General features: G+C 44.6%; 10 protein-coding genes. 3 read left to right on the top strand and 7 right to left on the bottom strand.

The annotated features are described in order from the left end of the window. Nucleotides 1-45 precede the first annotated feature (45 nt). The 3 genes from U2P89_RS15195 to U2P89_RS15185 all read right to left on the bottom strand — a co-directional run bounded on the left by U2P89_RS15195 (nt 46) and on the right by U2P89_RS15185 (nt 4,391). Nucleotides 46-2,583 carry an ATP-dependent Clp protease ATP-binding subunit gene (locus tag U2P89_RS15195; protein WP_322191818.1) on the bottom strand — a complete coding sequence of 846 codons (2,538 nt, stop codon included), beginning with the start codon at nt 2,581-2,583 and terminating at the stop codon, nt 46-48. A 369-nt stretch (nt 2,584-2,952) separates the two neighbouring features. Next, nucleotides 2,953-4,080 carry an AI-2E family transporter gene (locus U2P89_RS15190; RefSeq protein ID WP_322191817.1) on the bottom strand — a complete coding sequence of 376 codons (1,128 nt, stop codon included), beginning with the start codon at nt 4,078-4,080 and terminating at the stop codon, nt 2,953-2,955. A gap of 80 nt (nt 4,081-4,160) precedes the next feature. Then, on the bottom strand, nt 4,161-4,391 hold the full coding sequence (locus U2P89_RS15185; protein WP_076929536.1) for a hypothetical protein: 231 nt from the start codon (nt 4,389-4,391) through the stop codon (nt 4,161-4,163). 234 nt (nt 4,392-4,625) lie between these two features. Between U2P89_RS15185 and U2P89_RS15180 the strand changes: the two genes are divergently transcribed. The 3 genes from U2P89_RS15180 (at nt 4,626) to U2P89_RS15170 (ending at nt 8,108) form a co-directional block, all read left to right on the top strand. Further along, a complete protein-coding gene (locus tag U2P89_RS15180; RefSeq protein WP_076932071.1) occupies nt 4,626-5,381 on the top strand; it encodes an SDR family oxidoreductase in 756 nt (251 codons plus the stop codon). A gap of 97 nt (nt 5,382-5,478) precedes the next feature. Continuing rightward, nucleotides 5,479-7,932, top strand: a complete 2,454-nt coding sequence (locus tag U2P89_RS15175) for an alpha/beta hydrolase family protein (protein WP_322191816.1) — start codon at nt 5,479-5,481, stop codon at nt 7,930-7,932. A 26-nt stretch (nt 7,933-7,958) separates the two neighbouring features. Next, nucleotides 7,959-8,108: a hypothetical protein gene (locus tag U2P89_RS15170; RefSeq protein WP_322191815.1), complete on the top strand. Its 150-nt coding sequence runs from the start codon at nt 7,959-7,961 to the stop codon at nt 8,106-8,108. Here the strand turns inward: U2P89_RS15170 and U2P89_RS15165 are convergent. From U2P89_RS15165 to U2P89_RS15150, 4 genes are all read right to left on the bottom strand, one after another. Beyond that, a complete protein-coding gene (locus U2P89_RS15165; RefSeq protein ID WP_322191814.1) occupies nt 8,095-8,625 on the bottom strand; it encodes a DUF192 domain-containing protein in 531 nt (176 codons plus the stop codon). The two genes, U2P89_RS15170 and U2P89_RS15165, sit on opposite strands and share 14 nt — an antisense overlap. Before the next feature lie 269 nt (nt 8,626-8,894). Continuing rightward, nucleotides 8,895-9,839: an adenosylcobinamide-phosphate synthase CbiB gene (cbiB, locus tag U2P89_RS15160; RefSeq protein ID WP_322191813.1), complete on the bottom strand. Its 945-nt coding sequence runs from the start codon at nt 9,837-9,839 to the stop codon at nt 8,895-8,897. A 7-nt stretch (nt 9,840-9,846) separates the two neighbouring features. Continuing rightward, the gene (locus U2P89_RS15155) at nt 9,847-10,869 is read right to left on the bottom strand and encodes a pyridoxal phosphate-dependent aminotransferase (RefSeq protein WP_322191812.1); all 1,023 of its coding nucleotides are present in this window, start codon (nt 10,867-10,869) and stop codon (nt 9,847-9,849) included. Between the two features lie 79 nt (nt 10,870-10,948). Then, nucleotides 10,949-12,406: a cobyric acid synthase gene (locus tag U2P89_RS15150; protein ID WP_322191811.1), complete on the bottom strand. Its 1,458-nt coding sequence runs from the start codon at nt 12,404-12,406 to the stop codon at nt 10,949-10,951. Between the last annotated feature and the right edge of the window lie 34 nt (nt 12,407-12,440).

Here is a 12,440-nt window from a genome sequence, read left to right as displayed (position 1 = left end):
AAGCATGCACGGTGGTGTGAGGGGGCGGGGGAGTAATCCCCCTACCTACTCGATTACTTTCATTATCACTTTCTGGTTTTCATCGTCAAAATCAACCAGAACGGTTTCGCCTTCTTTCATGCCGGTACGGATAATCATCTCAGCCATTTCGTCTTCGATGTATTTCTGGATGGCGCGTTTAAGCGGACGTGCTCCGAACTGTACATCATATCCTTTGTTGGCAATGAATTCCTTTGCCGGTTCAGAGAGGACAACATTGTATCCGAGGTCTCCGATACGTTTGTAAAGCCCTTTCAACTCGAGGTCGATGATCTTGTAGATCGACTCTTTGCTCAGCTGGTCGAACATCACGATATCGTCAACCCTGTTCAGAAATTCGGGAGCAAATGCTTTGTTCAATGCCTTCTGGATGATGTTGCGCGAATACTCGGCATCGGTTATATCCTGATTGGTATTGAATCCGATACCACGGCCGAAATCTTTCAACTGACGTGTTCCGATATTGGAGGTCATGATCAGGATTGTATTCTTGAAATCGATCTTCCGTCCAAGGCTGTCGGTCACATGCCCTTCGTCCAGAATCTGAAGCAGGATATTGAATACGTCGGGATGCGCTTTTTCAATCTCGTCGAGCAGTACTACAGAGTAGGGTCTACGACGTACTTTCTCGGTCAGTTGCCCGCCTTCTTCATATCCCACATATCCCGGAGGCGCACCCACAAGACGCGATACATTGAATTTTTCCATGTATTCGCTCATATCGATGCGGATAAGGTTTTCGGATGAGTCGAACAGGAACTCTGCCAGTTTTTTTGCCAAATGGGTTTTACCTACACCTGTAGGGCCGAGGAACATAAAGGTACCGATGGGTTTGTTGGGATCTTTCAATCCTACCCGGTTCCGCTGGATGGCTTTCACGATTTTGTCCACCGCTTCATCCTGGCCAATCACCTTGCTCTTCAGCTCATCACGCATTTCCAGTAATCGCTGGCCTTCAGCCTGTGCAATGCGTTGTACCGGAACACCCGAGATCATTGCCACCACTTCGGCGATCTTTTCTTCATCCACGATTTCCGGCTTTTCCTTGATCTCTTTTTGCCAGCGCTCCTCTTCCGCTTCAAGCGCCAACAACAACTGGCGTTGTTTGTCGCGATAGCTGGCTGCCAGCTCATATTTCTGCGCTTTTACCGCGTCGGTTTTCTGCTGTTCCACCTCTTTCAACTCCTCTTCGAGTTGTTCGATGGTCTTTGGTATCACTATATTGGAAATATGTACCCGGGCACCGGCTTCATCGAGTGCATCGATCGCTTTGTCGGGGAAAGTCCGGTCAGAAACATAACGGTCCGTTAGTTTCACGCACGCCTGTAGTGCTTCGTCGGTATAGCGCACATTGTGATGTTCTTCATATCGCTCCTTGATATTACGCAGTATCTGCAGCGTTTCTTCGGGAGTAGTGGGATCTACGATCACTTTTTGGAATCGGCGTTCCAAAGCACCGTCTTTCTCAATATTTTTCCTATATTCATCGAGGGTAGTAGCTCCTATACATTGTATCTCACCCCTTGCCAACGCCGGCTTCAGCATGTTTGCGGCATCCAGTGATCCGGCAGCACCACCGGCACCTACGATAGTATGGATTTCATCGATGAAGAGGATGATATTCGGATTTTTTGAGAGTTCGTTCAATATTGCCTTAATACGCTCTTCGAACTGGCCACGATATTTGGTTCCCGCAACGATTGACGCCATATCAAGTGCGATCACCCGCTTGTCGAATAGCGCCCTGGAGACTTTCTTCTGCGTGATACGCAGGGCAAGTCCGTCCACAATAGCCGATTTACCCACACCGGGATCACCGATGAGTACCGGATTGTTTTTCTTGCGACGGCTGAGTATTTGTGCAATACGCTCAATCTCTTTCTCACGTCCTACTACTGGATCGAGGCGATTCTCCAATGCAGCACGGGTGATATCTGTTCCGAAATTATCGAGTACCGGCGTATCGGATCCACTGCTTTTTGTCTGTGAAGAGGAACCTTGTCCCCCTGCCGGATTGAACGGATACTTTTCATTCGCGTCATCATCATCATCGTCGGTGAAGTTTGCTCCTGCAGAGGGCAGCTCACTATCTCCATCTTCGGTCCGGTTATCAAGAATACTCTTTATATAGAGAAATGCACTTGAATAATCGAGTTGAAATTGTGTGAGGATATCATTGATCAGAGTACTTTTTTCTTTCAGCAACGCCAACAAAATATGTTCGGAATCGGTTTCCCTGCTTTTGGTAAGACGCGCTTCCAGAATACTCATTTTTAATGCTTTTTCCGTATTCTTGTTAATCACGAGTTCATTAGTCCCATCATAAGGCTCCTGCGTGGCACGCACATGTGAGTCGATATAATCTTTCAATACATGTAAATCTATATCGAAATCCTGGAGTACCTGAATAGCTAAGCCGTCGCCATCGCGAAGGATGCCGAGCATAAGATGTTCAGGCCCTATATAGTTGTTCTGGAGCCTTCCCGCTTCTTCACGGCTGTAAGCCATGATGTCCCTGACTCGTTGTGAAAAGTTGCTATCCATATATTCTTGTTTCAATTCTATTAGTCGTTTTCTCGCTATGGTAAAGTTCAAACAAGTTTGACTTTACTCATATAGCTTAATGAAAACGTTCCTTCTTTAGCTGTGTATCGACTACAAATATAGTCTTTTATTTTAAATCAAATAAAATTTTTTGACGGTCATATATAAAAATAATTGCTCATTTATATAACCGTTCAATATGATTTTGCAAAAACAGTGCCAAAGAATAATTTGTTGATTTTATGATTTCGTTATGTCGATTGACAATTAATAATTGGTAATTGGTAATTGGTAATTGGTAATTAGTAATTAGTAATTGGTAATTAGTAATTAGTAATTAGTAATTAGTAATTAGTTTAGGTAATTAGATCAATTAACCTCGGGTGTATCTTCCTTTCTCTTTTTGGGTTTGGCCGAATCATACATCGGAATTTTCACTTTCCTTGCTTTTATGCGTGTAGTGACCCTAGGTTCTGCTTTTGATCCCGGTATATATTCATGACGGTACATGTTAAAGAACAGAATGAAAAGCGATAACAACAGGGGGCCAAATATAACTCCCCAAAACCCGAACATAGGAATCCCGATAAGTACCCCGAATACGGTGATTAACGGATGGATATCTGCTAATTGTTTTTGTAGGAGGAAACGGGCTACATTATCAACACCTCCAATAATGAACAGACCATAGATAAGTAACGCGATACCGTTTACGTAATCGCCGGCTAACAGCAGGGTGATTCCTAATGGAACCCAGACAATCATGGTACCTACAATGGGTAGTATAGTGGAGAAAGCGGTAAGAACGGCATATAGAATCGCACTGTCTATGCCGAAGAAGAGATAGCCCATATAGGCGAAAAATCCCTGGATAATTGCCAGAAGTGGGATTCCAACGGCATTTGCCTGAATAATCATACGGGTCTCTTCTGCCAGGATCTGCTTATTCTCTTCCTTGAATGGCAACACTTCCCTGATAGCTGTTTCAAACTCGTTATTGTTGAAAAGCATGTAATACAACACGAAAAGAATCACCACTACATTGATCACAAATGAATAAACACTGTTCCCAAGCATTTGCAGAATATTGGATCCGGCTCTCGGTAAAGCAGCCAGATTTTCAGGGGTGAATATATTAAAACCAAGCCTTTCTTCCATGGCGTCGACCAATTCGTTAAACTGTCTCAGAATTGCTTCGGGATTGATCGAGATTCCTGAAACCGTATCAATTACCAGAAAAGTGAGTCCGGTAAGGGGGATAAGGATGAAGAACAGTACCTCCAACACGATGAGCAATGCACTGATCGACTTTTTGAATTTAAGTTTTTGTGTGAAAAATTTCTGTTGCCCGTTTACCAGTACATACAAGGTGGCTGCACCCAGGAAACCACTCATATAGGGACGTGTGTGCCTGAAAATGATCAGTCCCAAAAAGACGAGAAACCCGATAAGGATATATTTATACCGTATTTCTTTTTTTTCTTGCTCTATTGACATGGGAAATTTTATGAAGTATATATAATTGTATTATTCAATCCTGGAAACACTGAACCCTTTGAGATGAGGATTACGGAAAGTTATACAAAATCTTCCGGTTTTGCAAATCCACCTTCGATCAAAGCTTCTTTTGCGCTTTCATAATCGGAGCTTTTCACCTGCATCTCTATATCTCCGAGAGGATATGTCAATCTGTTGAGTGTGAGGTTTTTCATATAGATTTCAATCCCTCTCATTTCCATGAATGTCTGTACGATGGGTACATCGGAAGCAAAAGTGAATGTTTTCACCGTAATAAAATGTTCCTCCATAGGTGATACTTTAGTGATATGATCTTGTTTTTTGATAACGTAAAAGTACGCTTTTTGTTTATCAAAATGGGGTTTGTGTGGTTTTTTTGTACTAATTTTGATGTTATTTATGGAGAGGTTAGAAATAAGAAGAGTAGGTATGTGAATGGGATGAATGGGATACTTCCAGATTTCCAATCCAACATCCCAAATCCGCAGTCTTGATTCTTGGTGCTGAATCTGAAATTAAATTTTATGGAAAAAATAGCATTGGTTACTGGGGCAACTTCCGGAATAGGGGAAGCTACAGCCCTTAAGCTTGCCGAAAATGGTTTTGGTGTGATAATTACCGGCAGGCGGCAGGAGAGATTGGCTGTATTGAAGAATAAACTCGAAGCGAACGGTTCCCATGTATTGACTCTCTGTTTCGATGTACGTGATGAAGAGGAAGTAAATACTGCCCTGAAAGGTCTGCCGCCGGAATGGCAAAATATAGGTGTATTGGTGAATAATGCAGGTTTGGCAGCAGGTTTTGAACCGGTGCAACAGGGAGACAGTGTTGATTGGAACCGGATGATCGATACCAACGTAAAAGGATTGCTCTATGTTACCCGTTTCGTTTCGCAGGGAATGATTGCCCGCAAAAAAGGCCATATCGTCAACATCGGCTCCATTGCCGGAAAAGAGGTGTATCCCAACGGAAATGTCTATTGTGCCACCAAGCATGCGGTGGATGCATTGACCAAAGGGATACGTTTTGATCTTCTCCCTTATAATATAAAAGTGACACAGATCTGCCCCGGCGCCGTGGAAACGGAATTCTCCATCGTGCGTTTTCATGGCGATAAGAGTCGGGCCGATAAGGTGTATGAGGGTTATGAATGTTTAGTGGCCGATGATATTGCGGAGTGTATATGGTTTGCTGTTTCACGCCCTCCGCATGTGAATGTCAACGATATGCTGGTGATGCCCACGGCACAGGCTTCTGCTTCTGTTTTTCATAAAATATAATGAAAGCCGAGAGAAAAACCAAGCTTGCTTGAACTATTCCGAGGCACCTCTGATATTCTACAAATATAAACTATGATTAATAAAAAACATATGCACCATGAAACGAATTTGTATTATTTTATTTGTTCTGCTTATGGCACCCCGGTTTGTTGAATCACAGGAAAATATCACCTATCAGGTACCACCGGCCGAAATTCTGGAATTGGTCGATATAGAAAGAGCGCCTTCAGTCAATATGGACAGCAAAGGCGGGCAGATGCTGTTCCTGTACCGGAATACGTTCAAAACGCTGTCTGACCTGAACCAGCCTGAAGTGAGACTTGCAGGCCTGCGTATTAACCCCGATGCCAATATATCGAGTACGGTAACCTATTCTAATAATATACGTTATAAAAAAACGAAAGAGAAAGAAGTGAGGCAAATAGAAGGTTTACCTTCTGAACCTCTTATTGCATACATATCTTTTTCGCCTGATGAGACAAAGCTTGCATTTACCAATACGGTAGAAAACGGAGTTGAACTATGGATTGCCGACTTGAAGACCTTGCAGGCGGGAAGAGTGACGGATGCCGTTGTGAATGCTAATGCAGGATTTCCATACAGTTGGTTTAACGATGGTTCCGGATTGCTTGTCAGGATGCTTCCCGAAAACCGCCCCGAATTGATTGATACCCAAAAGGCTTTACCGGAAGGACCGATTGTTTCGGTCAGTGATGGGCAGATATCTCAAAACCGGACTTATCAGGATTTGCTGAAGAATCCGGTCGATGAGGCCAATTTCGAAACGCTGATGACATCGGAACTCTATAAGGTGGGGTTCGATGGTTCGAAGACAAGATGGAAAGAGGCTGGAATGTATATAAGCCAATCCTTTTCCCCTGATGGAAAATATCTTTTGTTGACTACGCTCTCCCGTCCGTTCTCCTATACCGTCCCTTATTACAGTTTTCCGAATATTGCTGAGATATACACGGCTGATGGGGATTTCTTGATGAAGTTCAACGAACAACCGTTGCTGGAGAATCTGCCGATAGGTTTTATGGCTACTCAGCAGGGAAAAAGAAATATCAACTGGCGTGCCGATAAATCTTCGACCCTCTACTGGGCAGAAGCGCTTGATAAAGGTGATCCGGAAGTGAAAGTCGATTTCCGTGACGAGGTGTTCCAACTCGATGCTCCGTTTACCGGCAGTCCCCGTTCGTTGGTGAAAACTATCAACCGTTATGCCGGTATTACCTGGGGTAACGATGAATATGCTATTCTCCGTGATTACTGGTGGAATACACGAAATCAGAAGATGTATGTTTTCAATCCTTCGGACAACAAGCAGGAACCTCGTATCATTGTCGACCGGAACTACCAGAACGTGTATGATGACCCCGGTTATCCGCAAACAGCAAAGAATGCTTTGGGAACCTATACACTGCAAATGGATGGAAACTCGATCTATTTCTTTGCAGACGGTTTTACTGCTGACGGACAGTTCCCGTTTATAGACGAACTGGATCTGAGGACATTACAAAAGAAACGGATCTATCAGTCTGCCTATACCGACAAGGTTGAAGAACTGGTCACGTTTGTCGATAGTAAAAAAGGAACAATCATCACCCGGATCGAGTCACGGACTGAGTATCCCAATTATTATATCCGTAATATCAGGAATAAACGTGCACCGGAACCGTTGACTGCATTTGAAAATCCGTTCAAGAGCATTGAGAACGTCTATAAGGAGGTGATCAGTTATAAACGTGAAGACGGGGTCGAACTTACCGGTACATTGTACTTGCCGGCCGGTTATGACAGGGAGAAAAAGGAAAAACTGCCGATGATCATGTGGGCATATCCTACCGAATATAAAGACCGGAACAGCGCGGGACAAACTACTGCCAACCCCAATTCATTTACTTACCTGTCGTATGGAAATCCTATTTACTGGGTGACACGTGGCTATGCGATCCTGGATGATGCGGCCTTTCCTATCGTGGGAGAGGGTGATGATCAACCGAACGATACTTTTGTGGAACAACTGGTTGCCAATGCCAAAGCGGCGATAGATGCCGTGGATGCACTGGGATATATAGACCGGGAGCGAGTTGCTGTAGGGGGACATTCCTATGGCGCATTCATGACGGCGAACCTGTTGACCCATTCTGACCTCTTTGCTGCCGGTATTGCCCGTAGCGGTGCGTACAACCGCACTCTCACACCATTCGGTTTTCAGGCAGAGGAACGGAACTACTGGGTGGCCCCTGAAACTTATAACACCATGTCTCCTTTTATGCATGCCGATAAGATGAAAACGCCCCTATTGCTTACCCATGGAGAGAGTGACAATAATTCCGGTACGCATACGATGCAGAGTGAGCGCTACTTCCAGGCGTTGAAGAGCTTTGGTGCTCCCGTCCGCCTGGTGCTCCTGCCAAAGGAAAGCCACGGGTATGCTGCCCGGGAAAATGTACTGCATCTGTTGTGGGAACAGGATCAGTGGCTGGAAAAATATGTGAAAATGAAGAATAAAAATGAGAAGGAAAACGCCGGGCATTGGAGATGATCTGCCGGAAATATACTCCTGATAAAATGGCATTATTCGATATGGCCGTCACATCAGGAATGAAACTAACCAATATCTACAGAATTGCCATAGAGCGGATTACAGCCAAACGGAAAAAATATGATTCCGACGGTAAGGAAATGAAATGGGGTAGGGAGGGTGCTATTCCGGGATGACGAATTCTATCCTGTCTCCGATGTTGATACCGTGCCGGTTTGAGAAACCTGCATTTACCTCCACTACATAGATTGCAGGCTTCGTAGATGCATAATTCCACTCTTTTAACGGGGTGGTATTGGCGTGGATGGTCACGATCTCTTTATCCCTATTTACAAAAAGGATATCCAACGGGATGTAAGTGTTTTTCATCCAGAAACTCTGCATCTCTTCCAGACTTTGAATGAATAGCATCCCTGCATTTTCCGGAAGGGTACGCCGGTACATCAATCCGCGTGCCCGTAATTGGTCGTTATCGGCCACTTCAATATCGATCATTGCCAGTGTGTCGCCATTCTGCTGGCTTGTAAAGAACAGTTCTCCCTGCTTACGGAATGGAATGTCTATTGCTTCGGATTGCGTTCCTGCCTCGGTCTCTGAGCCGGATTTTTGTGAAAAATAGAGAACCAGACCGGCTATTGCGATCAATATAACTATCAGAGATATATTCCGGTTGCTTTTTTTCTTTTGTGACATGTTAGTATATTCTTTTTTCTTTTCATTTCATTTGGGATCATCTTCCTGATGTCAGGAAAATGTTATACAATTTCTCTCAGTAAATATATACAGATATACTCTGTACAGGTTTTATCACTTCGAAACCAGTACTGTTAAACCGGTTACTGTACATAATAACCAAAGTAAAAGACCGTTTTGTCATATTCATTCCTCGTTTTAAATATATATGACGAAGGTACGAAAAATAATATAAAACCAAATAGTTTGTAACTAAACGGTGAGATTATTCAATAAAAGAGAAACAGGATAATTATCAACGTCATTGTCAGGGTAACCCGTATATTGATGAAACAGGCTCGTAGCACGTCGGCGTGTGAGAGATCCCGGTCGTTCTCTCCTATATAGGGTTTTTCTACTAATTTGCCATGATACACGTTTGGACCGCCGAATCGGCAGTTGAGAATTCCGGCCAGCGCCGATTCCGGATAACCGGAGTTGGGGCTTGAGTGGCATCCGGCGTACTTGCGGATAAAGCGGAATCCACGTCCTGAGGGTGGGAACAGCACCATTAATAAAGCTGTAAGCCGGGCGGGAATAAAGTTGGCTGCATCATCGAGGATGCGGGCGGCAAACCATCCGAAATCGCGGTACTTCTCATTTTTATACCCGATCATGGAATCCATAGTATTCACCATCTTGTATGCCATCATCAGAGGGATACCGCCGAGTGCATAGAAAAACAGGGGTGCGATCACTCCGTCGCTGAGGTTTTCGGCTAGTGTTTCGAGTGTTGCCGTGCGGATCTGTTTTGCTGTAAGTTGAGATGTGTCACGTCCCACAATCCAGCCCAGTTGCTTTCGTGCTGCCGGAATATCACCTTTCACAACCAGTATTTCCACTTTCACCGCTTCGGAGATCAGGCTCCGGTTGCTGACCGCATAAAAAAAGAGAATGGTGTTGATGATAAGCAGGACGGCAGGGTAGGGAGTGAGTATCCGTTCTAACCCCAATAAAAATAGAAAGACCAATAATACCAGTCCTGAAGCGACAAGTACGCCATTCCTCTTTTGATGGTTTCCCCGGTTAAACTGCCGGTCACACAAGGCAATCATGCTGCCAAACAGCCGGATGGGATGTGGCAAACGGTGTGGATCGCCGATAAAAGCATCCAGCAATAACCCGCCCAATAGCGGAATTAGAAAATCCTGGTATGTGATAAAGAAATGGTACAAAATAATATCAATATCTTGTATAGAACAATTTCAATGCTTTAATAAGCTGATGGTTCCACACTTCGTCCTGTACAGAAATACGAAAATGTTGTGGTGTTAATCCTCTGAAGTTGGCTGCATCGCGGATCAACAGCCCGGATTTGTCGATTAGAAACTGCTTCAATTCCGCTGCAGTTCCTTCTGTCATCTTTACCAAAAAGAAATTGGACGGTGAGGCGGTCACTTCGAATTGAGGTAACGCGTTGATTTCTTGTTGTAACCGTGCTGATTCGGCACATAGTGAAGCGGCATCCGGCAACAGCCTGTTCCGGTTCTCCAGAATAAAACTTCCTGCTTCCAGGGCCAATGCGTTTACCGACCAGGGAGGACGCAATGACCGGATATCATCGATTATCTGTCGGTCGGCAACAATATACCCCAGGCGTAATCCGGGAATGCCGAATGTTTTTGTAAGCGAGTGTACGATAATCAGATTCTTGAATCTGCCTTGCAACTCTTTCACCGATTCGTTCCGCGGGCATAGCTCGTCATAAGCTGTATCCACGACAAAATAGGTATGGCGGTTTTCGCTGCAAAAACGAGAAATAGTATCGTTACTCACAATCGTTCCGTCGGGATTGTTCGGTACGCCGAACCAGGCCATATCAACTTCAAAGTGAGGGGTATCCTGCAATGATCCTATCGGGAGGAACGAAATCTCATGCCGATAAGTGCGACAGGCATCCTCATACTCTGAAAAGGCAGGATAGGGGATTACACTTTTCCGGTGTTGAAAGAGGTGTGCGAGCAAATAAAACGCCTCTGCAGAACCGTTTGTGACCAATATATTATCGGGAGATACAGCGTGAAAATCTGCCAATTGAGATGTTAACTTACGGCTGTTTGGATCGGGATAATTACAGATGGTATCCATGCAGTTTTTCAGATAATCCGCAATGGTCTCCGATGCGTTCCGGTAAGGAATATTAGAGCTGAAGTCACATCTTATATCCGCATAATCATATATGTCGTTACCATGTCCTGTTTGCATATCCTTTTAATTACCAATTATGAATTACTAATTACCAATTATTGCCGAAGGCATTATCTGCACGAAGCGTACTATCATATTACCGCAGACACCGGTAAACATACTCCATATCCACATTCTCCCGGATCACATCGGCGAGCCGGTTATATCCCTCTTCCTTACGGGCTTTATAATTGACGGTGGCGGAAATATCGGGATCTATCTGACGTAGCACCCGTTCAATAACTGATGCATTATCAAAAATGCCGTGGATATAGGTTCCCCAGGTCTTGTCATTCAGGAAATAACCGTCAGTTTCACCGTTTTCTATACGGCAGAGCGGACGATTGGAAGATGTATGTCCTGCGTGTATCTCATATCCTTCACCTGAAATATCACTTTCAATAAATGAAAACCGGCATTGTCTCGTTTGTTTCCCATCAGCAAGGGTAGTAATAACCGGGAGTATGTTCAATCCGGGTAGCACCGGGATATTTCCTTCCACACCATCGGGGTCGCGGACTTCTTCTCCCATCATCTGGTAACCGCCGCAGATGCCGTATACCGGTTTCCCGCTGCGGTGATGGGCCAGAATAACCTTGTCGAGGTGTTTTTCCCGCAATGTTTTCAAGTCGGACAGCGTATTTTTTGATCCGGGAATAATAATAATATCAGCCTGCGACAAGGTTTCCGGATTGTCCGAATAGAAAAGGTTCACGTCCGGCATCAGTTCCAGCATATTGAAATCGGTAAAGTTTGATAAGTGCTTCAACAATACTACTCCTATATTTATTTTTCCCTCTTCAAAAGCTGTTTTTTTCTTTTCGATGACAACACCATCTTCCTGTTCGATAAAAAGCCCTTTACAGTAGGGGACAATACCGATTACCGGTTTTCCTGTGAGTCCTTCCAATATCTTTTTGCCATCGTCAAACAGGGTGATGTCTCCCCTGAACTTATTGATAATAATCCCTTTGATGGCATTGCGTTCGGCTTCGGGAAGCAATTGAAGTGTTCCGTACACACTGGCGAACACTCCGCCCTTATCAATATCAGCGACCAGAAATGTGGCGGCATTGGTATGCAGTGCCACACGCATGTTCACGATATCTTTCTCCCGGAGGTTGATTTCTGAAATACTACCGGCTCCTTCAATCACTATTGGATTATAGCGGCTGGCCAGCCTGTCGAACGAACGCATTACTTCCGAGAAGAGTGAGTTCCGGTCAGTCTCGTTGAAATATTCCCGTGCCGATTTATTCCCTGCGGGTTTACCGTTGAGCACCACTTGCGAGGTTGAGTTACCGGTCGGTTTCAGCAAGACGGGGTTCATCTCCACTGTGCAGTTGATCCCGCATGCTTCCGCCTGTACAGCCTGTGCACGGCCTATTTCAAGATTGTCACCGGTCGGATAGCTGTTGAGCGACATATTCTGCGCCTTGAATGGGGCAGGGGAATAACCGTCTTGAAGGAATATACGGCAGAAACCGGTATTGATTACCGATTTTCCTACGTCGGAGCCGGTGCCGACAAACATAACGGGACGAAGTTTATTCATTATATGGCAATATTTCCAGTGACGGTTGTATAAT

The organism is Proteiniphilum sp. (assembly GCF_034331125.1).
Taxonomy (GTDB): domain Bacteria; phylum Bacteroidota; class Bacteroidia; order Bacteroidales; family Dysgonomonadaceae; genus Proteiniphilum; species Proteiniphilum saccharofermentans.
Note: the sequence above shows the minus strand (reverse complement) of the source record. Positions and strands in the feature narration are given on the sequence as shown.